General features: G+C 71.6%; 23 protein-coding genes. 4 read left to right on the forward strand and 19 right to left on the reverse strand.

Annotation, left to right across the window (positions count from 1 at the left end; all coding sequences use genetic code 11):
• Positions 1–12: 12 nt before the first annotated feature.
• The 17 genes from ACFY1H_RS09810 to ACFY1H_RS09890 form a co-directional block, all read right to left on the reverse strand.
• A complete protein-coding gene (locus ACFY1H_RS09810; RefSeq protein WP_386945801.1) occupies positions 13–2,784 on the reverse strand; it encodes a cation-translocating P-type ATPase in 2,772 nt (923 codons plus the stop codon).
• Between the two features lie 38 nt (positions 2,785–2,822).
• Positions 2,823–3,800: a polyphosphate kinase 2 family protein gene (locus ACFY1H_RS09815; RefSeq protein WP_366581935.1), complete on the reverse strand. Its 978-nt coding sequence runs from the start codon at positions 3,798–3,800 to the stop codon at positions 2,823–2,825.
• Between the two features lie 281 nt (positions 3,801–4,081).
• Positions 4,082–4,978: a 3,4-dihydroxy-2-butanone-4-phosphate synthase gene (locus ACFY1H_RS09820; RefSeq protein WP_386945803.1), complete on the reverse strand. Its 897-nt coding sequence runs from the start codon at positions 4,976–4,978 to the stop codon at positions 4,082–4,084.
• Positions 4,975–5,565 (reverse strand): NADPH-dependent FMN reductase, encoded by a 591-nt coding sequence (locus ACFY1H_RS09825; RefSeq protein ID WP_386945805.1) that lies wholly within the window; start codon positions 5,563–5,565, stop codon positions 4,975–4,977. Before ACFY1H_RS09825 ends, ACFY1H_RS09820 begins: the two co-directional genes overlap by 4 nt.
• An 11-nt stretch (positions 5,566–5,576) precedes the next feature.
• Positions 5,577–6,905, reverse strand: a complete 1,329-nt coding sequence (locus tag ACFY1H_RS09830; RefSeq protein ID WP_386945807.1) for an LLM class flavin-dependent oxidoreductase — start codon at positions 6,903–6,905, stop codon at positions 5,577–5,579.
• A 116-nt stretch (positions 6,906–7,021) separates the two neighbouring features.
• Positions 7,022–7,510 carry a tRNA (N6-threonylcarbamoyladenosine(37)-N6)-methyltransferase TrmO gene (tsaA, locus tag ACFY1H_RS09835; protein WP_366581931.1) on the reverse strand — a complete coding sequence of 163 codons (489 nt, stop codon included), beginning with the start codon at positions 7,508–7,510 and terminating at the stop codon, positions 7,022–7,024.
• Between the two features lie 12 nt (positions 7,511–7,522).
• The gene (locus tag ACFY1H_RS09840; protein ID WP_366581930.1) at positions 7,523–8,248 is read right to left on the reverse strand and encodes an alpha/beta hydrolase; all 726 of its coding nucleotides are present in this window, start codon (positions 8,246–8,248) and stop codon (positions 7,523–7,525) included.
• A gap of 10 nt (positions 8,249–8,258) precedes the next feature.
• A complete protein-coding gene (locus ACFY1H_RS09845; protein ID WP_366582099.1) occupies positions 8,259–9,083 on the reverse strand; it encodes an MFS transporter in 825 nt (274 codons plus the stop codon).
• Between the two features lie 435 nt (positions 9,084–9,518).
• On the reverse strand, positions 9,519–9,953 hold the full coding sequence (locus ACFY1H_RS09850) for a L,D-transpeptidase (RefSeq protein ID WP_366586917.1): 435 nt from the start codon (positions 9,951–9,953) through the stop codon (positions 9,519–9,521).
• 64 nt (positions 9,954–10,017) lie between these two features.
• Entirely contained in the window at positions 10,018–10,578 is a 561-nt protein-coding gene (locus ACFY1H_RS09855) for an HD family hydrolase (protein WP_386945810.1), read from the reverse strand.
• A gap of 15 nt (positions 10,579–10,593) precedes the next feature.
• Entirely contained in the window at positions 10,594–11,322 is a 729-nt protein-coding gene (locus ACFY1H_RS09860) for a FadR/GntR family transcriptional regulator (RefSeq protein ID WP_366586923.1), read from the reverse strand.
• Positions 11,323–11,662: 340 nt separating this feature from the next.
• Positions 11,663–12,091: a hypothetical protein gene (locus tag ACFY1H_RS09865; RefSeq protein WP_386945813.1), complete on the reverse strand. Its 429-nt coding sequence runs from the start codon at positions 12,089–12,091 to the stop codon at positions 11,663–11,665.
• Entirely contained in the window at positions 12,088–13,746 is a 1,659-nt protein-coding gene (locus ACFY1H_RS09870) for an L-lactate permease (RefSeq protein WP_386945815.1), read from the reverse strand. The genes ACFY1H_RS09865 and ACFY1H_RS09870 overlap by 4 nt, the downstream gene beginning before the upstream one ends.
• 65 nt (positions 13,747–13,811) lie before the next feature.
• Positions 13,812–15,527, reverse strand: coding sequence for a methylmalonyl-CoA mutase family protein (locus tag ACFY1H_RS09875; protein ID WP_366586931.1), 1,716 nt, complete (start codon positions 15,525–15,527; stop codon positions 13,812–13,814).
• The gene (gene meaB, locus ACFY1H_RS09880) at positions 15,524–16,492 is read right to left on the reverse strand and encodes a methylmalonyl Co-A mutase-associated GTPase MeaB (protein ID WP_366586934.1); all 969 of its coding nucleotides are present in this window, start codon (positions 16,490–16,492) and stop codon (positions 15,524–15,526) included. The genes ACFY1H_RS09875 and meaB overlap by 4 nt, the downstream gene beginning before the upstream one ends.
• Positions 16,489–17,925, reverse strand: coding sequence for a phenylacetate--CoA ligase family protein (locus tag ACFY1H_RS09885; protein WP_386945818.1), 1,437 nt, complete (start codon positions 17,923–17,925; stop codon positions 16,489–16,491). Before ACFY1H_RS09885 ends, meaB begins: the two co-directional genes overlap by 4 nt.
• Positions 17,925–18,347 (reverse strand): cobalamin B12-binding domain-containing protein, encoded by a 423-nt coding sequence (locus ACFY1H_RS09890; protein ID WP_366586938.1) that lies wholly within the window; start codon positions 18,345–18,347, stop codon positions 17,925–17,927. Before ACFY1H_RS09890 ends, ACFY1H_RS09885 begins: the two co-directional genes overlap by 1 nt.
• A gap of 129 nt (positions 18,348–18,476) precedes the next feature.
• Here ACFY1H_RS09890 and ACFY1H_RS09895 point away from each other — a divergent pair, with 129 nt between their 5' ends.
• From ACFY1H_RS09895 to ACFY1H_RS09910, 4 genes are all read left to right on the forward strand, one after another.
• Complete coding sequence (locus tag ACFY1H_RS09895) at positions 18,477–19,544, forward strand: 3-hydroxyisobutyryl-CoA hydrolase (protein WP_386945820.1); 1,068 nt, start codon at positions 18,477–18,479, stop codon at positions 19,542–19,544.
• A gap of 111 nt (positions 19,545–19,655) precedes the next feature.
• The gene (locus ACFY1H_RS09900) at positions 19,656–20,363 is read left to right on the forward strand and encodes an FCD domain-containing protein (protein WP_366586942.1); all 708 of its coding nucleotides are present in this window, start codon (positions 19,656–19,658) and stop codon (positions 20,361–20,363) included.
• Positions 20,364–20,448: 85 nt separating this feature from the next.
• The gene (locus ACFY1H_RS09905; protein WP_366586944.1) at positions 20,449–21,228 is read left to right on the forward strand and encodes a cyclase family protein; all 780 of its coding nucleotides are present in this window, start codon (positions 20,449–20,451) and stop codon (positions 21,226–21,228) included.
• Positions 21,225–22,859: a thiamine pyrophosphate-binding protein gene (locus tag ACFY1H_RS09910; protein ID WP_386945823.1), complete on the forward strand. Its 1,635-nt coding sequence runs from the start codon at positions 21,225–21,227 to the stop codon at positions 22,857–22,859. Before ACFY1H_RS09905 ends, ACFY1H_RS09910 begins: the two co-directional genes overlap by 4 nt.
• 46 nt (positions 22,860–22,905) lie before the next feature.
• Here the strand turns inward: ACFY1H_RS09910 and ACFY1H_RS09915 are convergent, their stop codons facing one another.
• Both ACFY1H_RS09915 and ACFY1H_RS09920 read right to left on the reverse strand, forming a co-directional pair.
• Entirely contained in the window at positions 22,906–23,658 is a 753-nt protein-coding gene (locus tag ACFY1H_RS09915; protein ID WP_386945825.1) for an SDR family NAD(P)-dependent oxidoreductase, read from the reverse strand.
• Positions 23,659–23,681: 23 nt separating this feature from the next.
• Positions 23,682–24,860, reverse strand: coding sequence for a cytochrome P450 (locus ACFY1H_RS09920; protein ID WP_386945827.1), 1,179 nt, complete (start codon positions 24,858–24,860; stop codon positions 23,682–23,684).
• Positions 24,861–24,951 lie beyond the last annotated feature (91 nt).

Here is a 24,951-nt window from a genome sequence, read left to right on the forward strand (position 1 = left end):
CGCTCCATGCCCTCACAACGCGCGACGAAAGGTAATGGTTCCTTTACTCTCGCCTCGCGTGCGGGTGACCCGGTGCGCGCCGCTCCCCTTCAGCCACCGCGCCACGGCCTTGCCGGCCTCCCACAGGATGAGCAGCGAGGCCGCCGGGACCAGGGCCCAGAAGAACTGCGTCAGCGTCAGGTCCGTGGTGCCCAGCAGCTTGTTGAAGACGTCCATCTTGATGACCAGTACCGCGAGCACGAACTCGCCCAGCATCGCCCAGTTCATCTGCTTGCTGTCGAACGTGGCGACGGTCAGCGCCGTCCCGGTCTCGCTGCGGCACTCGACCGCGGCCACGATCAGGCACAGGGCGAAGGCTGTCAACGCGATCGTCGTGGCGACCTCGGCGCTGCCGTAGTACGCCTGGCCCAGCGAAAGCAGCAGGAGCAGTCCGACGCTCACGGCCAGCCCCGAGAGCCCGACGGTGATGAACACCGGGCGCGTGAGCACGGATTCACCGCGCGGCCGCGGTTTCAGCCCCATGAGCCCCGGCGTCTCGCGGTCGAACCCGAGCGCGAACCCGAAGGGCGCGTTGACCACGAAGTGGATCCACAGGACCTGCGCCGGGGTGAACGGCTCCCCCGCGGCGATGTTGAACAGGCTGGCGCCCAGGAACGTCAGCACGAACACGACCAGCAGCACCAGGACGAAGCGGATGTACTTCGTGAGGTTGTCGTAGATCTTGCGGCCCTGTTCGACGGCGAACACGATCGTCGCGAAGTTGTCGTCCGACAGGATCATCCGGCTCGCGTTCTTCGCGACGTCGGTGCCGCTGCCCATCGCGATCCCGAGGTCCGCCGCCTTGATGGCCGGCGCGTCGTTCACGCCGTCGCCGGTCATCGCGACGACATCGCCCTTCTTCTTGAGTGTGTCGGCCAGGATCACCTTGTGCTCCGGGGAAACTCGCCCCACGACGCCGATGTCCTCGATCCGGGACAGCCGCTCGGTCTCGGGCAGGTCCGCGAAGTCCGAACCCAGGACCGCGTCACCCGGGATGCCGAGCTGCTTCGCGATCGCCGCGCCCGTGGTGACGTCGTCGCCGGTCACCATGCGCACCCGGATGTGCGCCGCCTGCGCGCTGGCCACCGCGGCCTTGGACTGCTCCCGCGGCGGGTCGACCATCGCGACCAGGCTCATCACCTGCAGGCCGGTCACGAAGGACAGCAGGTCGCCGTTCGCGTCGAACGCGGCCGGGTCGAGGTCGCACTGGGCGGCGGCCATCACGCGCCGGCCCTGCGCTTCCATGCTCTTCATGCGTTCGCGGGCCCGCCGGTTCACAGCTTCGTCCCAGGGCACGGATTCGCTGCCCGACAAGGCGGTGGCGGCCCGGTCCAGCACCGCGGGCGCGGCACCTTTCACGAAGCAGCGCACCACTGCCCGGCCCAAGTAGTCGGTCGTCGGGTGGAAGGTGGCCATCAGCTTGTACGACGGGTCGAAGGGCAACGTCGCCATGCGCGGCAGCTTCTCCCGTGTCGCGTCCACGTCGAGGCCGGCCTTGGCGCCGAGCACGAGCAGCGCACCCTCCGTGGGGTCGCCGACGACCTTGCCTTCGACGATCTTCGCGTCGCTGGCGAGCAGGTAGGGCAGGATCGCGCTCTCGATGCCGCCCGCCGAACCGGCGGCGTGGTGCACCTTGCCCTCGGTGCTGTACCCGATGCCGCTCACGGTGTAGCGGTCCGTCTGGGTCACCACCTCGACGGCGGTCATCTGGTTCATCGTCAGCGTGCCGGTCTTGTCCGAGTTGATCGCGGAGGTGAACCCCAGCGTCTCGACCGACGGAAGGTCTTTGACGATCGCGTTGCGCTTGGCCAGATCCACGCTGCCGAGCGAGAGGATCACCTGGCTCACCGTCGGCAGCGCCTCGGGGATGGCCGCGATCGCCAGGGAGATCGCGCTCACGAACAGGACGTCCCAGGACAGGTCCCGGCTGCGGCCCAGCACGAACATCACGACCATCGTGATCCCGGCCGCCGCGGCGATCCACAACGTCAGCGTATTGAGCTGCTTGGTCAGCGGCGACTGCTCCCGCGCCGTGGCCGAGAGCATCCCGGAGATCTTGCCCAGCTCCGTGTCCTGGCCCGTGCCGGTCACGATGACGGTCGCGCTGCCGTGCGTGACCGGGCAGTTCATGAAGGCCATGTTCGACTGGTCGCCCGGGCCGAGCTTGCCGGCGGGCAACGCGGTCGCGTCCTTGGCCGCCGGCGTGCTCTCGCCCGTCAGCGCCGACTCGTCGATCTGCAACGCGTTGGCCGCGACGATGCGGCAGTCGGCCGGGATCTGGTCGCCCGCCGTGATCAGCACGACGTCGCCGACCACGAGCTCCTCGGCCGGGATCGCCTCTTCGACCCCGTCGCGGCGGACCCGCGCGCTCGCCTTCATCATCGACTTCAGCGCGTTCATCGCGCTCTCGGCCTTGCCCTCCTGGCGCAGGCCCGCGACGGCGTTGCCCACGGTCAGCACCAGCAGCAGCAGGGCCGTGCCCCACTGCTTGATCACCAGCGACACCACGGCGGCGGCGACCAGGATGAGCTGCATGTAGCTGGTGTACTGGTCGAGGAACCGCCGCCAGGCCGCTTTCGGTTTCTCCTCGGGCAGCGCGTTGGGGCCGTTCACGCTGAGCCGTTCGGCCGCCGTCGCCGACGAGAGCCCGAACTCCAGGTCGACGCCGAACGCCGACGCCACGTCACCCGGCGTGCGCGAGTACCAGTTGTGCTCCTTCGCCGGCACGTGCTCCTGTGCGACCATTTCCGCCCTCCGATCGCCGTGAGCCGAAACAGCGGCCTTCAGTGCTTCTTTTTCTTCTTCTTGCCCCGCTTCTTCTCGGCGGCCGCCGCGTACGGGTCGGCGGGCGCGCCTTCGGGTGCTTCGGCTTCCAGCTCCGCCCGCGCGACGAGGAGGTCGTCGCGCCGCTCGTCGCTCACCGTGGGGTACTGCGGGTCGATGTCGATCAGGGTGTGCGCCAGGACGGCGGCCGCGCACGTGCGGGCGAACCACTTGCGGTCGGCCGGGATCACGTACCACGGGGCCCATTCCGTGCTGGTCGCCGAGAGCACCTTTGAGAACGCGTGCTGGTAGTCGTCCCAGAACCGGCGTTCGCGGGCGTCGGCCGCGGAGAACTTCCAGTTGCGGTCGGGCCGGTCGATCCGCCGGAGGAACCGCGCGCGCTGTTCTTCCTTCGAGAGGTTGAGGAACATCTTCACGATCTTGAATCCGTTGCCGGTCAGGTAGCGTTCCCAGTCGTTGATCTCGCGGAACCGGCGCGCCCACACCTTTCCTTGGCGCGCGGACGCGGGCAGCTGCTGGTGGTCCAGGTGCTCCGGGTGCACTCGCACCACGAGTACCTCCTCGTAGTGCGACCGGTTGAAGATCCCGATGTCGCCGCGCGCGGGGAGCCGGCGCGCGTAGCGCCACAGGTAGTCGTGGTCCAGCTCCTCGGACGAGGGCACCTTGAACCCGCTCACGCGCACGCCCTGCGGGTTCACGCCGCTCATCACGTGCCGGATCGTGCCGTCCTTGCCGCCGGCGTCCAGCGCCTGAAGGCACACCAGCACGCCGTAGGTGTTCTGAGCGGCCAGGCGGCGCTGGTAGTCCGCCAGCAGGGTGACTCCCGCCGCGAGCAGCTCGCGGCCGTCTTTCTTGCGCAGCACGTCACCTCGGTAGGCCGGGTCGAAGTCCCGGGAAAGCAGTACTTTCGACCCCGGCTCGACGCGCAACGGCCTGATGAACTCCGCGATCCGCTCGGCCCGCTTCTCGCCCGCCATGGTTCAGTCCTCTTCGCACCGACCAGGGTCCCTTCCCCCGGTGACGCCTGAACCTTTCAGCGTCGGCGGGTTTCCCCCTCATCTGCTGAGGGCGAGATATCCCGCCGGCCCGCGCACCGCCCTCCGCACCGGCGGTGCGGGCGCGGGCGCCGGCGGACCGGTTCGGTCAACGGTCCGCTGCCGGCACCGTTCGACGCGCGTCGCCTCACCCGTTTCGGGTGAGGCGAGCGGCGGGAGCCCGCCTTCGCGGCCGGAAGTCCACAGTGGAAACCCGGATGCGGTCAGTCCCTCACCCCGAGGTCGCGCAGGATCTGGTCCGCGACCTGGTCCGTGCGCCCGTCCGGCACCGCGTGCGCGGTGAGCGTGGACCACAGCGAGCGGCGGCCGCGGACGTAGACCAGCACGCCCGACCCGGCGCGCGTGATCTCGGCGAGTGAATCGCGCACGGCCTGCGCGCACCCGCAGTGCCGGGCGCCGAACGCGTCGCCGGCCGGGCACTCCACGTGGACGCGCACCACCGCGCCGCGCTCCGGTTCGCCGTGGACGAGGGCGACCTGCTCGCCGCCGTCGACGAGGTCGCGGTAGCCGAGCGCCCGGAAACCGCCGTGCGCCAAGGGAAGCCGGGCGTTCGCGGCCCGTTCGACGAGCCGTTCGCGCGCTCGCCGGTACGCGGCCACTTCGCTGACGGTCACCCACGCCAGGCCCTCGGCCGTGGCGTCGAGCTCCACGAAGGCCGCGACGGGTTCGCAGCCCGCGATCCGGGTCAGGTCCACGGCCGCCTCGGCGAGACCGGAGCGGCCGAGCACGCCGAGCTCACGCGTGCGGGTGGGGAACACCGGCCCGGGCACGCGCAAGTCCTCACGCCGCGTCGCGGGATCCGCCAGTGCGCGCTGAGTGCGGGCCGGGGACCCCTGCCCCACCCCGACGTGGACGTCGGAGCCGGGCACCATCGCGGGGATCCGCAGCCGATCGAGCCACGCACCGGGGAGCGCGCAGCCGACCGGCCCGCCGTGGGCGGCCAGGAACCGGGCCGTCTCGTCGGTGACGAGCTCGGCGGCGGCGACCAGTGCCGCCCCCGCCTCGCCCGCGACCAGCACGACCTCACCCCGGGCCAGCGCCGCGGCGGCGTCCGTGACACCAGCCGCCGCGACCGTCTCCCGGGCCGGTGACAGCGTCACGCGGCACTCCACAGCCGCGCGAACCCGCACACCTGCCGGCCCACCGTGGCCAGCTGGTCGCCGACCTTCGCGTCGGTGAGCCCGCCCGCCGCGTCGAACGGCTTGGTCGCCGAGTTCACCACGACCCCCAGGGGCGTCGGCCAGCCGCGCAGGGCGTGGACCGTCGAACGCAGCGACGTCAGCGTGGTGACCCCGGCCTGCCAGCCGCCCGTGGCAACGACGCAGCCCACGGCCTTGCCATCGAGGTAGGGCGCCGGGTCGTCGGCGAGCTCCTGCAGGTGGTCGAGCGCGTTCTTGAGCAGCCCGGAGATCCCGCCGTGATAGCCGGGCACGGACAGCACGAGGGCGTCGGAGCGCCGGACGGCTTCGAGCAGCCGCACGGCCTCGTCGGTCAGCGGGGCCACGCCCGGGTCGTACATCGGCAGCGTCAGCTCGGCGGCGGTGATCAGCTCGGTCTCGGCGCCCTCGGCCTCGGCCGCCGCCAGCGCGTGCCGCAGCGCGCGCTCCGACGTCGAACCCGGCCGCAGCGTGCCGCCGATTCCCAGCACGCGCACGGGGTCTCCCCCGGTGATCGGCACAACGGTCATGATCGACTCCTTCAGCCGGCCGGGACGAGCGACGGGGCGGGCAGGCCCAGGCTCTCGCGCAGGGTGTCGTGCTCGTAGTCGGTGTGGAACAGGCCGCGCCGCTGCAGCTCCGGCACCAGCATGTCGACGGCGTCGTGCACACCCGAGGGCAGCATGTCCACCATGAGCGTGAAGCCGTCGGCGGCACCGGCCAGCAGGCGTTCCTGCATCTGGTCGGCGACCTGCTCCGCGGTGCCCACGACCTGGTGGTGGCCGCCGCCGTAGCTGCCGATGAGCTCGCGGACGGTCAGGTCCTCCTTCACCGCGAGGCTCACGATGCTGCGGCGGAACCCGATCGAGCCGGTGAACTCCTCGTCGGGGCCGAGCAGGTGGGCGGGGAACTTCTCGTCGAGCTTGAGCACCTCGACCGGCAGGCCGACGCGCTTGGAGAGCTTCTTGATGTTCGCGGTGACACCGAAGACCTCGTCCATCAGCTGCTTGCGGTCCTGCGCGTCCTTCTCGGTGGCGCCGAGGACCACGGACATGCCGGGCAGGATCTTGATGCTGTCGGGGTGGCGCCCGTAGTCGGCGGCGCGGCGGCGCATGTCGTCGCGGAAGGCGACGGCGTCTTCGAGCACGTGCTGGGCGGTGAAGACCACGTCGGCGTACTTGGCCGCCTGGTCGCGGCCGCGGTCGGACGAGCCGGCCTGGAAGATCACCGGGCGGCCCTGCGGCGAGCGCGCGAACGGCATCGGGCCCTTCACCGAGAAGTACTCGCCGACGTGGTTGATCTCGTGCACCCGGTCGGGGTCGGCGAACACGCCGGCTTCCTTGTCGCCGACGAGCGCGCCCTCCTCCCAGCTGTCCCACAGCTTGAGCACCACGTCGATGAACTCGTCGGCGCGCGCGTAGCGTTCCGCGTGGTCGGGGTGGCTGCCGCCGCCGAACATCTCGATCACGGTGGGGTTCTGCGTGGCGATGGAGTTCCAGCCGACGCGGCCCTGGCTGAGGTGGTCCAGCGACGCGAACCGCCGCGCCAGGTCGTAGGGCTGGTTGTAGGTGGTCGAGGCGGTGCCGACCAGGCCGATCTTGTCGGTGATCCCGGCCATCAGCGACAGCACGGTCACGGTGTCGAGCGCGCCGCACGGGCGCTCGGTGCCGACCTCCTGGTTGGTCATCTGCTCGGCGAGGAAGATCGCGTGCAGCTTCCCGGCTTCGGCGGTGCGGGCGATGTCCTTGTACAGCGCGGGGGTCAGGTGGTCACCGGCATCGCCTTCGCGCGCCATCCACGCGCCGGTGTGCATGCCGAGGCCGTGCATCAGCGCGGCCGTCAGGATCATGGAGGGGGTGCCGGCGTCCACTGGGGGTCTCCTTGGCGTCGTCGGGGATCAGGGCCACGATCGACGCTAGGTTCGCGCCGCGGCGGCGACCAGCGGCGTTCTGTGAGGGGATCCCTTAGCGCGGCTAACACCTCCGCTCACCCCGGTGGCGCGAGGTCCTCCGGGGTGGTGCCCTCGGCGACCGTGACGTCGTCGAACCAGCCGCTGCTCGGCTCGCCCGGCGGCCGGTCGAACGTGCTGACGTACGGCTTGAGGTCGAGGATCGGCGTGCCGTCGAGCAGGTCGACCCCGGCGAAGCGCACCGTGTTCCCGCCGACCTCCACGATCCGCACGAGGCTCAGCCCGATCGGGTTCGGCCGCCGCGGCCCGCGCATCGCGAAGATGCCCATGCGCCGTTGCTCGCGCCGGAGCAGGTACGGGACCTGGGTGAGGCTGATCAGGGGCCGGTCCGGGCGGTCGAGCCAGCTCAGCAGCCAGGCGTAGTCGAAGCCGGCCAGCCCGTCGAGACCTTCGACGTACTCCTCGGCGAGTTCGAGCACGCCCTCCTCACCGCGGTTGGCACCGGCCTGCACGGGCGTGCGCTCGAGTTCCGTCCGGGCCGTGCGGACGAATCCGATGACGGGCAAGGGACATTTCATTCAGGACCGCTCCACTGTGGACAGTTTGGCGAGGGTGTCGACCAGCACGGGCCACGCCGGTCCGTCCGCCACCACGACGTCCAGGTGCCCGGCGCCGGGAACCAGCACCAGCTCCGCGCCGATCGCGGTCGCGTAGTCGCGGGACAGCTGCGGCGGCAGCGCGGTGTCGAGCTCTCCGTGGAAGAGGACGACGGGCCCCGGTGGCGTGCCGAGCGCGGCGGGGTCGGCCTCGGCGTAGCGCTCCGGCACGTCCTCCGGTCCGCCGCCCATCAGCCGGTCGACGGGACCTTCGGGATCACGGCGGTGGGCGTCGGCCAGGGCGGTCACCGGAGCGAGCGCGACGACCCCGGGCGCACCGGGGCGGTGGGCGGCCCACAGCGCGAGCGTGCCGCCGGCCGAGTGCCCCAGCACCACCACCCGCGCCGGGTCGATGCGGCCCGGCGCCGCGCGCTCGATGAGGCCCGGCAGCGTGTCCACGGCGAGCCCGGTGTCGGCGAAGGTCTCGGGCCAGCCACCACCGCCGCCGGGCCGGCGGTACTCCACGTTGGCCACGGCGAACCCGTGGCGCGGCAACGCCCGAGCCAGTGGTTCGACGTACCCGCGGTCGACGTCGAGCCGCCAGGATCCGCCGTGCAGCACGAGAACGAGGGGCGCGGGAGCGATGCCGGGGAAGAACACGTCGGCGAGCTGGTCGGTTTCCGGCCCGTACCGCACGGTGAGGTCCATGCCGGCCAGCCTAGCGAGCGTCCTGCTCCAGGTTGCCCAGCTTCGGGACCAGCACGAGCGAACCGAGCACCAGGCACCCACCCACCAGGATCGGGACCCGGACGCCCGCCGCCGTGCCGAGGACGCCGCCGAGCGCCGCGCCGAGCGGGATGCCGCCCCAGCCGATGAGGCGGTAGGCGCTGCTCACGCGGCCGCGCAGCTCACGCGGGACCAGGCGCTGGCGCACCGAGACGGCCTGCACGTTCCAGACGACGATGCCGAAACTGCCCAGTGCGTACATTCCGCCCACGAGCACCACGGAGGTCGCGAACGACGTCACCACCAGGGCGGCACCGATGGCCGTGATCGCGAGGCCGATCCGCGCGCCGAGCGGCAACCGCCGCTTCAGCGGCCCCGCCACGAACGACCCCAGCACGCCACCGGCGGCACCCGACGCGAGGACCAGACCGTAGGCGAACTCCGGCGCCCGCAGCGTCTGGACAACCAGCAGCACCAGCACCGAAGTCGCGAGCTGCACCGCCAGCGCGGCGAGCCCGAGTTCGAACGCGAGCAGCCGCAGCCCGTGATGACCCCAGAGCCAACGAACGCCTTCGGCGATCTCCGCGCGCATCGACCGACCCGAGCGCGCCGGCACGGCGGGCCGCGCCCGGACGAACCACATCAGCACGGCGGCCAGCGCGAACGACGCCGCGTCCACGACCAGCGGCGCCCCGGCCGAAGCCGCGAACAACGCCGCCCCCAGCGGCGGCCCGACGAACTGCAACCCGATCACCTGGCTGCCCTGCAACCGGCCGTTCGCCGCGTCAAGCCGTGCCGGCGCAACAGTATCGGGCAGCCGTTTCGCCTACGGTGGTCGCCGTGAGCGCGGTCGCCACGGCCGGATCGCTTCCGCAGCTGGTGTTCGTCTTAATCGGCGGCGCCCGCCCAACTCGTTATGCCGAGGCGACCATGGCGCGAGATCGCGCCGGCTTCCGGATGGGGCGGTGCGATCGGCCCCCGGCCGATCCGACCGCCCCATCCGGAAGCCGGCTAAAAGCGATCTCGCACGCCTCGGCGGAGCCGAGGCCAACAATGGAGCCACGGCGAGCAACGGCAGCACTGCGACTCGCACGCCGTCGCCCACCACGGACACCGACGCGGCCGCCCAGACGCGCGCGAAGTCCGGGCCCAGCCGTTCCCCCTGCCCCACCGTCACCCGGCCATCCTGCCAGTGCGGGGGTCCAGACCACCACGGCAACGCGGGGTGGGCGCCTCCCACCCCGCGACCGTCCTACTTCACCACCTGCACCACGTCACCCGGGTGGAGTGCGTTGTAGAAGGCCACCGCGTCGGCGTGGGAGAGGTGGACGCAGCCGTGCGACTGCACCTTCAGGCTGCCCTGGTGGAACGCCACCCCGGTCGTCGTGAAGAAGACCGAGTACGGCATGGGCCCGTTGAACTGCTTGCTGTAGTGGTCGATGTCCTTGTACTGCACGCGGAACGTGCCGGCCGGCGTCGGGTACGCGGGTTTGCCCACCGTGATGGGCACTCCGCCGCGCACGACGTTTCCGTTGTCCATCAGCCAGGCCGTGCCGGTATGCAGCTGCACGCAGGCTTTCGCCCGGGCGCCGCACGGCGCGGTGGCCGCGTTCGCGTTGCCGGCGAAGCCGATCGTGGCCGCGACCGCCGCCGCGCCCGCCAAGGCTGCCGTGATCCTCCACTTCATCGTGCTGCCTCCCGTTCAGTCACCGGGAGAATTCCCCGGCCGGCAAGATTCCAACCAACCGTGATCAGAGCGCGCGCCAGGACAGCGGCGACAACGTCAGCGCGGCCGTGGCGAGACGGCGGGCCGTCTCCGTGAACAACCCGGCACACGCGGAGTCGACCCACTCGTCCACTGTGGACACACCCGATGAGCGGTACTCCAGCGCCTGCAGAAGCATTTCCAGCTTGTCGGCGTCCTTCGCGCACCGCGCCTCAGCAGACTCCCGCGCCTCGTACTCGTCGACGGCCTCGCGCACCACGCCACGCGAACGCGACGGCAACGCGGCCGTCTGGTCCGCTGTGATCGCCCGCGGATCCGGTTTCACCAGGTACGGCCCGGCCGAATGCGGAAGATCACCCGTCCGGGTCTCCTGCGTGTCGTGCCAGAGCGCCAGGAACGCCGCGCGCTCGGGCGACGCGCCTTCCTCCGCGGCCAGCAGCGCCGCGAGCTGGGCCGCCCGCAGGCTGTGCTCGGCCACCGACTCCGGGTCGCGCACGCCGGCCTGCCACCAGCCGCTGCGGCGGACGCGTTTGAGCACCCCGAGCTCGTACCCGAAAGCCGCCAGCGCACCGGCCTCATCAGTCATGGCCGACAGCGTAGATCAGGGGTTGAGCACGCGATCGGTGTAGAAGCGCGTGATGTGGTCGGCCACGAGCTCGGCCGCGCGATCCCCGTCGCCGGCTTCGATGGCGCGCAGGATCTGCTCGTGCTCGGTCACCAAGTCGGCCGCGACGGCCCGCCAGTCGGGCAGGCGCGCGAACGCCGCCGCCATCTCCGACTCGACGGCGCCCCGCAGCGCCTGCATGAGGTCGGTGGCCAGCGCGTTGCCCGAGATCCGCGCGATGGTCACGTGGAACTCGGTGTCCAGCGCGTTGAACTGCTGGTACTCCTGGTCCGCCGCGCGCATGCCCTCGACCAGCTCGGCGAGCCGGGCCACGTCCTCGGGTGTGCGGGCCGCGGCCGCGCCGCGAGCGGCGTTGCGTTCGAGCTGCACGCGCGTCTCGACCAGATCGGCCAGGCTGATCCGCGCGAGCGCGAGGTGCAGCCGCAGCAGGTTGGTCAGTGCCGGGGTCGACCGCGCCGTGACGACCGAACCCGCGTCGGCGCCCGAACCGGTGCGCGCCTCGATGATCCCCATGGCTTCGAGTGCGCGGAGGGCTTCGCGGACGCTGGTCCGGCTCACACCCAGCGCGCTCACGAGCTCGCGTTCGCTCGGGAGCTTCTCCCCCGCGCGCAGGCTGCCGTCGAGGATCTTCTCCTCGATCTGCGCCAGGACCTGTTCGTGCATCCGCACGCGGCGCACCGGCTCCCAGGCCGCCTCGGTCGTCATGACCGGTTCCCCGGTGTTGTTTCCGGCGTCGTTTCCGGCATCACGGTGGTCACGCTCCTCCTCGGGTTCGTGCGACCCGGTCAAGGATGGACGCGGCGAGAGGGTCTGCCTGCGAACCCCGCCGGGCGGGGTCCGATCACAGTGGCGCGACCGGCCCGGAATCTCACCGGAGTTCCTCTGCACCGCGTAGTGCTCACTCAAGGTAATCGGAGCTCGCAGCCAGTGTCAATATGACCTCTTTGTTGGTATGACCACACTTACTAATCCGGCCGAAAGTAGGCCGACCTCACCCCTGACGTAACCGTTGCCACGAAGCCATTCGGCCGTGACTGTGGCCGGATCAGCAACCGTCGGCACAGTCGGCACACGATCCGACGTACCCCAGTGACCGTTCGCGCTCCTCCGCGCGGAACGCGAGGGCGAGCAGGACGTCACCCAATCGGTCGAGCACCGGCACCGCGTCGGCCGGCGCTTCTCGCGCGGCCCGCCGCGACACCGCCCGCGCGAGCTTCAACAGCCCGGCCGCCGCGCTCAGCCCACCGAGCACCTCGAACCCGCGCGGCACCGCGACGGGCCCGAGGTCCCGGGCCGCCCGCCACAAGCGGGGCAGCTCGGGTACCGGAGTCCCGGCGGCGAGCGCGTCGGCCAGTTCGAGCAGCTCGTACTGGACGTCGAGCAGCACCGCCTCGTCGTCGGCCGGCAACGTGCACGTGGACACCGCCGCACCGATCGCCGCGTTGGCCTCTTCGACGGCGTCGCGCGCGCTCACGGCACCATCCACGACAGCACCGGCGTCGACTGCAGGTACACCAGCACGCACATCAGCGGCACGAACACCGCCGACGCCGCGAGCACCCGCCGGAACAGCAGGCCCTCCTTGCCCGCGAGGCCCACGGCGCTCGCGCCGATCGCGAGGTTCTGCGGGCTGATCATCTTCCCCAGCACGCCGCCGCTGCTGTTCGCCGCCGCCATCAGCACCGGTTGCAGCTGGGCCCCGTGCGCGGCCGCCACCTGCAGCGCCCCGAACAGCGAGTTCGACGACGTGTCCGAACCCGTCACCGCCGTGCCGAACCAGCCCAGCAGCGGCGAGAGCAGCGCGAACAGCCCGCCGGCCCCGGCGAGGAACAGCCCGAGCGTGGCCGTCTGGCCCGACATGTTCATCACGTACGCCAGTGCCAGCACCGCCATCACCGTGAGCCCGGCGGTCCGCAGCTGCACGATCGTCTGCCCGTAGGCGCGGACCGCCTCCCGCAGCGGCACTTTGAGCAGGAACGCGGACACGACCCCGGCGATGAACAGCACCGTGCCGCTGTCGGCGAGCCAGTCGAACTTGAACGACACCAGGCTCAGCGGTTTGCCCTCCGAGGTCGCGATGTGCAGGCCGGGCCAGCTGAACGTCTTCGTCGTCGTGGCCAGCGCCGCGGCCACCACCGGGATGGCGGCGATCGAGAACAGCACGATGATCGTCGCGTACGGCGCGAACGACCGGAGCTGCTCCACCCGCGAGTCGACCACCGTCCGCTCGCGCACGGCCACCCCGCCACCGCCGGAAACCGGCTGCGCGCCACCACCGGGCACACGGTCGGGCGCCCGGTCCGGCGCGTGGGCCGGCTTCGGCCGCCAGAACCGCAGCAGCACCAGCACGGCAGCGGCGGACACGAGCGAAGCCGCGATGTCCGTGAGCTGCACCGGGCCGAAGTTCGCCATCAGGTACTGGACCACGGCGAAGCTCACGCCGCACACGAGCGCGGCCGGCCACGCCTGCCGCAGCCCGCGGCGTCCGTCGAGCACGATCATGAGCACCAGCGGCACGATCAGCGCGAGGATCGGCACCTGCCGCCCGGTCATCGCGGCGAGGTCGTCGAGCGGCAGCCCGGTCACTTTCGCGAGCGTGATCACGGGCAGCGCGACGGCGCCGTACGCGACGGGCGCGGTGTTGGCGATCAGCGCGACCGTCGCCGCCTTCAGCGGTTTCAGCCCGACAGCCACCAGCATCACCGAGCAGATCGCGACCGGCGCGCCGAAACCGGCGAGCGCCTCCAGCAGGGCGCCGAACGAGAACGCGATGATCACGCCCTGCACCCGCTGGTCGTCGCTGATCTTCGCGAAGGTGCGCCGCAGCACGTCGAAGTGCCCGGACACCTTCGTCATCTGGTAGATCCACAGCGAGTTCAGCACGATCCACAACGCGGGGAACAGGCCGAACGCCGCGCCTTCGAGCGCGGAGTCGAAGGCCGGGCCGGCGGGCATGCCGTAGACCGCGATGGCGACCACGATCGACAGCACGAGCGCGATGACCGAGGCCAGCCAGGCGCGGACGCGGAACACGCCCAGCAGCACGAACAACACCAGCAGGGGCAGGGCGGACACGAGGGCGGACCAGCCGAGGCTGCCGCCCAGTGGCGCGGGAACCTGTGTGTACACAGGTCACCTCCGGGACTCTCGTCGTTGAGAGGGGGTGAGAAGGGTGGGGACTGGGGCTGGGCTCGTCAGAACACCGGTGTCTCGGTGTAGGAGCCGAAGACATCACGCAACGCGCCGGTGATCTCTCCCATGGACAGGTGTGCCTTCACGGCCTCGATCGTGGCGGGCATGAGGTTCGCCGCCGGATCGGCCGCCACGGCGAGCAGGTGCTCCATCGCCGCCTTCGCCCGGTCTTGGTCCCGGTCGGCCCGCACCTGCTTGAGGCGCGAGAGCTGCCGGGCTTCGGACTCCGGGTCGAGCTTGTGGGTCTCGATCTTCTCGCCTTCGCCTTCGTCGACGTACTTGTTGACGCCGATCACGGGCCGGTCGCCGCTGGCCTTGCGGCGCGCGTAGTCGTAGGCGGTGTCGGAGATCTCGCGCTGGAAGAAGCCCTGCTCGATCGCGGCGACCACACCGCCGAGCTCCTCGATCTTCGTGAAGTAGTCGTGGATGCCCTGTTCGAGGCGATCGGTGAGGTTCTCCACGTAGTACGAGCCGCCGAGCGGGTCGATCACGCTGGTGACGCCGGTTTCGTCGGCGATGATCTGCTGTGTGCGCAGCGCGACCTTCATCGCCTGCTCGCTCGGGATCGTGTAGGCCTCGTCGAGACCGTTGGTGTGCAACGACTGCGCACCGCCGAGCACGGCCGAGAGCGCCTGCAGCGCGGTGCGGATGATGTTGTTGAGCGGCTGGGGTTTCGTCAGCGTGGCCGCCGCCGTCTGCGCGTGAAAGCGCAGCCGCATCGACTGCGGGTTCTGGGCGCCGAAGGTCTCCTTCATCATCTTCGCGTAGAACCGCCGCACCGCGCGGAACTTCGCGACCTCCTCGAACAGGTCGGCCTGGCTCACGAAGAAGAACGACAGCCGCGAGGCGAACTGGTCCACGTCGACCCCGGTGGCGACGACGTCCTCCACGTAGGCCTTCGTGATCGCCATCGTGAACGCGATCTCCTGCAGCGCGTTCGCTCCGGCCTCGCTGATGTGGTAGCCGGAGATGTTGACGGGGTTGTAGCGCGCCATGTGCTCGCTGGCGTAGACCACCGTGTCACGCACGATCCGCATGCTCGGCCGGACCGGGAACACCCACTCCTTCTGCGCCACGTACTCCTTGAGGATGTCGTTCTGGATCGTCCCCGAGAGCTTGTTGAGGTCGTAGCCGCGCTGCTCGGCCACGGCCACGTACATCGCGAGCAGGATCCACGCCGACGGGTTGATCGTCATCGACACGCTGATCTTCTCGAGGTCGATCCCGTCGAACAACGCCTCCATGTCCGGCAGCGTGTCGATCGCGACGCCCTCGCGGCCGACCTCGCCGAGGCTCATCGGGTCGTCGCTGTCCAGGCCCATCAGCGTCGGCATGTCGAAGTCGACGGACAGGCCGGTCTGGCCCTGCGCGATGAGGTACTGGAACCGCTTGTTCGTCTCCTCGGCCTGGCCGAAGCCCGCGATCTGGCGCATGGTCCAGGTGCGGCCGCGGTACATCGTCGGGTACGGCCCGCGCGTGTACGGGTAGCGGCCGGGCAGGCCGATGTCCTGCCAGTCGTCGGGCAGGTCGGCGGGGGTGTAGACGCGCTGCACCTCCATGCCGCTGCCCGAGCGGTAGACCTCGCGCGATTCGGGCTGGCGGTTGACGAACGCCGCGAGCTCGTCGCCCTCCCAGCCGGCGAGTTCGCGCGTGACCGCCTCGACGAGCGCCTCGGTCGTCAGTGCCCGTTCCGCCGGGGCCGGGTCGTGCTCGTTCACCACAGTTCCTCCTCGTCAGTCGTCACACCCGGCCGCCCGACCAGGCGGCGCGCGGCGGAAAGCGGGTCCTCGCGCCGCGCGGTCACGTCGTCCACCGCCCGGTCGAACGCGGGGACGCCGGGGCGCAGCCCGTCGAGCACGAGCTGTTCGGCGACCCACCGGATGCGGGTCGCGCTGTTGCGCCGGGCGCGGCGCTCGCGTTCGCCGTGCTCGGTCATCCACGCCAGGTGCGCGGCGAACCGCTCGGCGAGCTCGGGCACCCCGTCGCCGGTGGCGGCGACGGTCTGCTGGATCGGCACGTTCCACTGGTGCGGCTTGCGGTGCGAGAGCCGGAGCATGTCGCGCAGCTCGGCCACGGTCTTGGCCGCGCCTTCGCGGTCGGCCTTGTTCACCACGTGCACGTCGGCGATCTCCAGCAGGCCGGCCTTGATCGCCTGCACGTCGTCGCCCATGCCCGGCACGCTCACCACGGCCACGGTCTGGGCCGCGCTGATCACGTCGACTTCGGCCTGCCCGACGCCGACGGTCTCGAGCACCACCACGTCCTTCCCGGCGGCGTCGAGCACGGTGATCGCGTCGAGCGTGGCGCGCGAGAGGCCGCCGAGGGCGCCCCGGGTGGCGACGGAGCGGATGAACACGCCCTCGTCCCCCGCGAGGCCGGTCATCCGGATGCGGTCGCCCAGGATCGCGCCGCCGCTGAACACGCTGGACGGGTCCACCGCCAGCACGCCGACCGTCTTGCCCTGCTTGCGGTAGTGCTCGGTCAGCGCCTTGACCAGCGTGCTCTTGCCGCTGCCCGGCGGCCCGGTGAGGCCGAGCACGTGGGCGTCGCCCGCCTTGCCGTGCAGCTCGGCGAGCGCCTCGTCGACACCGGCGGTGCGCCGCTCCACGAAGGTGAGCATCCGCGCGATGGCCGGGTGCTCCCCCGCGAGCACCCGGCCCACCACGTCGGCCGGGGTCTTCACGAGCCACTTCCGAGGCGGCGCAGCAGGTCGCGGTCGTCGATCACCCGCCGCGCCTTGAACTCGGTGCGGTCGAACGTCTTGTACTCCACCGGCACCACGTGCGCGCCGACGCCGAGCGCGCGCCGCAGCTTGTCCTCGATCGCGCGGGCCCAGCCGTCCAGAGTGGACTCCGCGACGCCGCGGTGCTCCACCTGCACGGCGAGGGTGTCCATCGTGGACTTGCGGCTGATCACGATGCGGTGCTCTCCGCCGTAGCCCTCGGCGGCCATCACCACGTCGTCGATCGCGCTCGGGTACACGTTCTCGCCGCGCACGGTGAACATGTCGTCGATGCGCCCGTAGATGCCCTGCGGCAGGAACGGGTAGGTGCGGCCGCGGTCGGCCGAGGGCGCTTCCCAGCGCGTGAGGTCGTTGGACAGCAGCCGGATCATCGGCTGGCTGGTGCGCTCCAGCGTGGTGTACACGGGGGTGCCCTCGCGGCCGTAGTCCACCCGGTGGTGGTCGACCGGGTCGCACACCTCGGTGTAGACGAGGTCCTGCCAGGCGAACACACCCGGCTCGTGGTTCGCGGCACCCAGGTGCATCCACGGGCTGACCTCGGCCATGCTGCCCGAGTCGTACACCTCCGCGTCGAACGCCGCTTCGATCCGGCCGCGGATCGTCGGCACGCTGGCACCGGGTTCGCCGGAGAAGAACAGCTTGCGCAGCCCCAGATCCGCCGGGTCCACGCCCTCGTCGGCGGCGACCTCGGCCAGGTGCAGGGCGTACGACGGCGTCCCGTAGAACACGGTCACGCCCATCTGCTTCATCCACATGACCGTGCGGGCGGTCTGCCCGGGCGTGCCGGCGCCGAACGGGAACACCCGCGCGCCGAGGCGTTCCGCGCCGATGTAGGCGCCCCAGGAACCCCAGTACAGGCTCAACGGCGAGGCCACGAGGACGGTGTCGGTTTCGCGGATGCCCATCCCCCACATCACGCGGGCGTGGGCGTTGGCGACGCTGCGCCAGTCACGCTCGTCGATGCCGAACGCGGTCGGGCGGCCGGTGGTGCCCGACGTGCCGTTCACGTGCTTGACCTCGCCCGGATCCACGGCGAGGTAGCTGCCGAACGGCTCGTGGGCCGCCTGGTCGGCGCGCAGCTCTTCCTTGCGCACCACGGGAACCTTCTCGAAGTCCGACAGGTCGCGGATGGCCGACGGGTGGATCCCCGCCTCCTCCCACTTGCGCCGGTAGAACGGCGCGTGGTCCCACGCGTAGGCCATCACCTCGCGGATGCGGGCCAGGATCGCCTCGTCGCGGTCGGCCGCGGGCATCGTCTCCCGCCGCGGGAACCAGTGCTGCTGCCCGGACGGCGGGCGGTAGGTCTCGTCGTAGCGCGGCGGCCAGCTCCACTGCTCCATCGAGGTTCCGTGGCCGGAGTCCATCGGGTCCATCACGCCTCCTCTGCGACGCCGGCCAGCGCGCGGATGCGCTCGACGATCGTCTCCGGGGTGGTGTCCTGGCCGAGCACCTCGGCGACGCCCATCTTCTTGAGCGTCTCCTCGTCCTCGTCCGGCATCACGCCGCCGGCGACGATCGCGAAACCGGGCCGGTCGGGCATCGCGTCGATCAGCTCGAAGATGCGGGTGAAGATCGGCAGGTGGGCGCCGGAGAGCAGGCTGACGCCGAGCACGTCGACGTCCTCCTGCACGGCCGCTTCCAGCACCTGCTCGGGGCTGCGGTGCAGGCCGGTGTAGATCACCTCCATGCCCGCGTCGCGCAGGGTCCGCGCGACGACCTTCACACCCCGGTCGTGGCCGTCCAGCCCGATCTTGGCCAGCATCACCCGGATCGGTTCGCCACCGCTCTCACCCACCGTGTCCACACCTCGTTCCACGACCTGAACTACAACTGGTCTTGCCTTGCATGTGGTCTGACCATAGAAGTGGGCGTACGGAATGTGCAACCCTGGAAGCCAGCACCACCCGGCCGCAGGAAGGCGGTAGTGACCGACGTGAGCACCGTTTCGGCCCGCAGACAGGGGGCGGTCGGCCGGCTGACCGTGAACCGTCCGGAGGCACTGAACGCGCTGGACCTGCCCATGATCCGGGCGATGCTGACCGCCCTCGACGAGTGGGAGTCCGACCCGGCCGTGACCGCCGTCGTGCTCGACGGCGCGGGCGACCGGGCGTTCTGCGCGGGCGGCGACATCGGCGTGGTCCACTCATCGGCCGTCGGCGATCCGGCGGTCGCGCTGACGCTGTGGCGCGAGGAGTACCGGCTCGACGCCCGCCTCGCGCGCTACCCGAAACCCGTCGTCGCGCTCATGGACGGCATCACCATGGGCGGCGGGATCGGGATCGGCGCGCACGCGGCGGTCCGGGTCGTCACCGAACGCTCGGTGCTCGCGATGCCGGAGGTCGCCATCGGCCTCGCGCCCGACGTCGGCGGCGCGCTCCTGCTCGCCCGCGCACCCGGGGAGCTCGGCCCGCACCTCGCCCTGACGGCGGGCCGGGTGGGCCCCGGCGACGCGGTCCACTGTGGACTCGCCGACCACCGCGTACCCGCCGGTCGGCTGGCCGCGCTCGTCGACGATCTCGCCGCCGGTGCGGCACCCGAACCGGCCGTGGCGAAGTACGCCGAGGATCCCGGGCCGGCGCCGCTCGCGGCCGCGCGGTGCTGGATCGACCACGCGTACGGCGGCGCGAGGACCGTCGAAGACGTGCTGTACCGCCTCGACGCCATCGACGAGCCGGGGCCGCGCGAGGCCGTCGCCGCGATCACCGCGGCCGCCCCGACGGCGCTCAAGGTGACGCTGCGGGCGGTGCGCCAGGCCCGCGCCATGAGCACGATCGAGGAATGCCTGCGCCAGGACTTCCGCCTCTGCAGCCGGTTCCTCGCGCATCCCGACCTGGCCGAGGGCATCCGGGCGGCGATCCTCGACAAGGACCGCGCACCGCGCTGGCGCCCGGGCACCCTCGCCGAGGTGGACGACGATTCCGTCGAGGCGTTCTTCGCGCCGCTGGCCGACGAGCTGGACCTGCCCGAGCCCGATCACCTGCTCCATCCGTAGCAGTCCACATTGTGGTCCGACCACCGCTGTCTTAGGCTGCGGTGGATCGGGAGCAGTGCGGGAAGCACGTGCCGACAGTCCGACAACGCGGTCGAGGAGGCGGTCCGATCGATGGGCCAACCGGACAACGTGCGGTACCTCGGGTCACCCGGCCAGGCGCTGGCGGGGATCCAGGACTGGATCGTCACCGCGCGGCTGGGCGCGGGCGACCCGCTGCCCGCCGAACGCGACCTGGCACGGGCGCTCGGCGTCGGGCCCTCGCACGTGCGCGAAGGAGTCCGCGCTCTCGAGGCGGCGGGCGTGCTCGAACCGGCCGACACGGGCAGCGCGGCCGCGGTCGTGGCCGGCGAACCGAGCGGCGCGCTGCACAAGCTGCTGCGGCTGCACCTGTCGCTGTCGCGGTTCGCCACCGGCGACCTCATGTCCATCCGCCTCGAACTGGAACGCTCGTCCGCGGCCCGGGCGGCCCGGGGCGCGGCGCAGGAGGACCTCGACCAGCTGCGGGAGGTCACCGGCGAGATGGGCCGGCCCGGCGTGACCCGGGCACGGTTCCGCGAGCTCGACTCCGGTTTCCACCTCGGCCTCGCCCGCGCCGCGCACAACGACCTCGCCGCCGTGCTGCTCGCCTCGCTCGGCGACGCCGTCGGCGACGAGATGACCGCCGGCTACGCGCGGACGGCCGACTGGCCCGCCACGGCGCGCCGGCTCGCGACCGAGCACACGTGGATCCTCGACGCGATCGAAACCGGCGACCCGGACCGCGCGTCGGCCGAGGTGACACGGCACATCGCCGGCTTCTACGGCCTGCGGGCCGGCTGAGCGGTTCCCCGGAACCCCTTGCGGGGCATAGGGTCTCCCCCAGGTTTCACGGATGGGCAGTTCACCGTCGAGCACTGGAGGACGCATGTCGTTGCTGGCCGAGCTGAGCGCGGCGATCACCGGGGGTGGCATCGAGGTCGTGGACCTCACCGCTCCCCTGACCTCGAGCACCCCGATCCTGCAGCTGCCCGAGCCGTTCGCGAACACGATCCCGTTCCGGCTCGAGGAGATCAGCCGCTACGACGAGCGCGGCCCGCGCTGGTACTGGAACGACATCCACACCGGCGAGCACACCGGCACCCACTTCGACGCGCCGGTGCACTGGCTGTCCGGAAAGGACGGTCTCGACGTCTCGCAGGCGCCGCTGAGCACGCTCGTCGCGCCCGCGGTGGTGCTCGACGCGTCGGCGAAGGCCGAGGGCAACCCGGACTTCCTGCTGTCGGTCGACGACGTGCGGGAATGGGAGTCCGAGCACGGCGCGCTGCCGGCCGGCGCGTGGCTGCTCTACCGCAGCGGCTGGGACGTGCACTCAAGCGACCAGGACGAGTTCCTCAACGCCGACGAGTCCGGCTCGCACACCCCCGGTATCTCGCCGGAGTGCGCCAAGTGGCTCGCCGAGGAGACGCCGATCGCCGGGCTGGGCGTGGAGACCGTCGGCACCGACGCCGGCCAGGCACCCGGGCTCGACCCGGCCTTCCCGTGCCACGAGCTGCTGCTCGGCGCGGGCAAGTTCGGCCTGACGCAGCTGCGCAACCTGGCGAACCTGCCCGCCACCGGCGCGATGCTGGTCATCAGCCCGCTGCCGATCGTCGGCGGTTCGGGCAGCCCGGCCCGCGTGTTCGCGCTCGTCGAGCGTGGCGCGTGAAGGTCGCGGAACTCGTCGGGCGCACGCTCGCCGACCTCGGCGTCGGCATGGCCTTCGGCGTGGTCGGCAGCGGCAACTTCGAGGTGACCAACGCATTGCGGGCGGCGGGCGTGCGCTTCGTCGCCGCGCGGCACGAAGGCGGCGCGGCGAGCATGGCCGACGCGTACGCGCGGATGAGCGGCCAGGTCTCCGCGCTGAGCCTGCACCAGGGGTGCGGGCTGACCAACGCGATCACCGGCATCACCGAAGCGGCTAAGAGCCGCACGCCGATGGTCGTGGTCACCGCCGACGCCGCCGCGGCGGCCGTGCTGTCGAACTTCAAGATCGACCAGGACGCACTCGGCGTCGCGGTCGGCGCGGTGGCCGACCGCGTGCATTCGGCGGAATCCGCCTTCGCCGACACGATCCGCGCGTTCCGCACCGCGCGGCAGGAGAACCGGACCGTCGTGTTCAGCCTGCCGATCGACCTGCAGCAACAGGAAGCACCGGCACCCGGCGAAGTGCCGGAGGTGCCCGGTCCCGCGCCGATCCGGCCGGAGAGCGCGGTGTCCGGCGAGCTCGCGGAGCTGCTGTCCGAGGCACGGCGCCCGGTCTTCATCGCCGGGCGCGGCGCCCGGGGCCAGGCCACCGCGCTGCGGGCGCTGGCCGACGTCACCGGCGCGCTGCTGGCGACCTCGGCCGTGGCCAACGGCCTCTTCCACGACGACCCGTGGTCCCTCGGGATCAGCGGCGGCTTCTCGTCGCCGCTGACCGCGGAGCTGATCGCGGACGCGGACCTGGTCGTGGGCTGGGGCTGCGCGCTGAACATGTGGACCACGCGCCACGGCAAACTGCTCGGGCCGCGGGCGCGGCTCGTGCAGGTGGATCGCGAGCAGTCCGCGCTCGGCGCCCACCGGCCGATCGACCTCGGCGTGGTCGGCGACGTCGCGGCCACGGCCGTCGACGTGCTGGAGCTGCTGGAGTCACGCGGGCACAAGGCCGAGGGCTACCGCGGTGCCGAGGTCGCGGCACGGCTGGCGGCCGAGGTGCGCTGGAACGACGTGGCGCACCTCGACAACTCCGGCGACGGCCGCATCGACGCGCGCACGCTCAGCGCCCGCCTCGACGAGCTGCTGCCCGCCCGGCGCGTGGTGTCGATCGACTCGGGCAACTTCATGGGTTACCCGAGCGCGTACCTGTCCGTGCCGGACGAGAACGGGTTCTGCTTCACGCAGGCCTACCAGTGCGTCGGGCTCGGGCTGGGCACGGCGATCGGCGCCGCGCTCGCGCGCCCGGACCGGCTGCCCGTGCTCGGCGCCGGCGACGGCGGGTTCCACATGGCGATCTCCGAGCTGGAGACGGCCGTGCGGCTGCGGCTGCCGCTGGTGGTGATCGTCTACAACGACGCCGCGTACGGCGCGGAGGTCCACCACTTCGGCGACGCCGACCTCGACCCGGTGCGTTTCCCCGACACGGACCTCGCGGCGATCGCGCGCGGCTTCGGCTGCACCGGCGTCACCGTGCGCACGCCGGGCGACCTGGCCGCGGTGACGAAGTGGCTCGACGGTCCACGCGAAACGCCGCTGGTGATCGACGCGAAGGTCTCCGACGACGGTGGTTCGTGGTGGCTCGCCGAAGCGTTCGGGCACTGAGGATCGGCGGCCGAGGCCCGGGTGCGCTGAGCTTTTCGGCCCGGTGTCAGTGTTTGCTGCCCGCCCGCGCGGCGATCCGCGTCATCAGCGGGCGGGGCAGCAGCTTCCCGAGCGCCGCCGCGGTCTTGTAGCGGAGGTCGGGGATGCTCACCGCCGTGCCTCGGCGGAAGTCGCGGATCGCGGCGGCGACGAGGGTTTCCCCGTCCAGCCACAGCGAGTCCGGGATGCCGCCGGTGTCCATTCCGGACCGTTCGTGGAACTCCGTGCGCACCCAGCCGGGGCACAGCGCCATCACGTGCACACCGCTGCCGCGCACCTGTTCGCGCACGCTGTCGCTGAAGACGACGACCCAGGACTTCGACGCGCTGTAGGTCCCCCGCGAGAAGAACGCCGCCACCGAGGCCACGTTGATCACTCCCCCGCGCCGCCGCGTGAGCATGCCGGGCAAGGCCGCCTTCGTGATCCGCAGAACGGCCTCGCAGTGCACCCGCAGCATGGCCAGCTCGGCGGACACCTCGGTCTCGAGGAACTCACCGTGCTGCCCGAACCCGGCATTGTTCACGACCAGGTCGACCGTCGGCACCCGCTCTTCCACGCGGGTGATCCCGGCGTCCGTGGCCAGATCCGCCACGAGGACCTCGACCGGCACGCCGTGGTCCGCCCGCAGCGAGCTCGCGAACCGTTCGAGCCGGGCCTCGTCCCGGGCGACGAGCACGACGCCGAACCCGTCGGAGGCGAGCCGGCGGGCGAACGCCGCGCCGATTCCGGCGGTCGCACCGGTGACGAGGGCTTCGGGCATGCGCGGCAGTCTAGGCCGCCCGCTCACCAGGTCATCGGCAGCCGGGCGATCGACCCGCCCACCTGGTCGCCGAGTTCGCTGCCCAGCATGGGGATCCCGGTGAACGGGACGGCGAGACGCAAGTCCGGCATCCGCGTCAGCAAAGCGGCATACGCGGCGCGCAGCTCGACGCGCGCGAGCGGCGCGCCGATGCAGTGCGACATGCCGTAGCTGAACGCCGGGTGCGGATTCGGGCGGCGCCCGACGTCGAAGCGCTCGGGATCGGTGAACACGAGGTCGTCGAAGCCGGTCGAGTAGTGGTCGCACAGCACGAGGTCGCCCGCGCGGATCACGACGTCCGCCACGGCGATGTCCTCGGCCGCGTACCGCGGCACACAGGACTCGGCGACGCGGCCGACCCGCAGCACCTCTTCGACGGCCGTGTCGAGCAGGCGCGGGTCGGCCCGCACCCGGTCGCGCTCGCCGGGATGCCCGGCGAGCAGCGCGATGCCCGCGCTGAGGTTGCTCGGCGTCACCAGGAAGGAGAAGCTCGCGAGCGCGAGCAGCCCCGACACGTCGGCGTCGTCCGGGATCACCTCGCACAGCGTGGACGCGAGGTCGTCGCCCGGGGTGTTTCGCTTGCGGCGCGCGAGTTCGCGCAGGTACGCGTACAGCTCGTCCAGTGCCGCGGCCGCGGTGTGTTCGGCGTCGACCTCGCCGGCGCCGAGGAGCAAGGCGAGGAAACCGTCCGGATCGGGCACGCCGACGAGGTCGCACAGGATCCGGAACGACAGCGGCAGCGAGAAGTCGTTGTGCAGGTCGGCCGGCGGCCCGGCGGCGAGCACCACATCGATCTGCTCGTCGACCATCGCCGCGACGCGGTCGGCCAGGCGCTGCATCTTGCGGCCGGTGAAGTGGGGCACGAGGGCGGCGCGGATGTCGGCGTGGCGTTCGCGGGCGGCGGCCGGCTCCGCGTCGGACACCGCCAGGTCGAACATCGGCGTGCGCACGTACCGCGGCCGGCGGGCCGGATCGGGGTACGTCTTGCCCAGCCGCGGGTCGAGCAGCAGCTGCCTGAGCTCCGCGAGCCGGGTGACGAGCCAGGCTTCGTCACCCGCCGGCGTCCGTACGCGGGCGACGGGACCGGTGTCACGCACGGCGCGCAGCACCGGATCCAGCTCGCCCAGTACCAGGTTCCCGCATTTCAGCACGGGTGTGTCCACCGCCGGCTCCCTCCGGTCAAGATCACTTCACGCTAAGCGCGCGCGACTGCGGGAAACCCCAGTGATCCCCCTCAGCGGGACGACACCCCGA

The sequence above is a fragment of the Amycolatopsis sp. NPDC001319 genome (assembly GCF_042896185.1).
In the GTDB taxonomy this organism is placed as follows: domain Bacteria; phylum Actinomycetota; class Actinomycetes; order Mycobacteriales; family Pseudonocardiaceae; genus Amycolatopsis.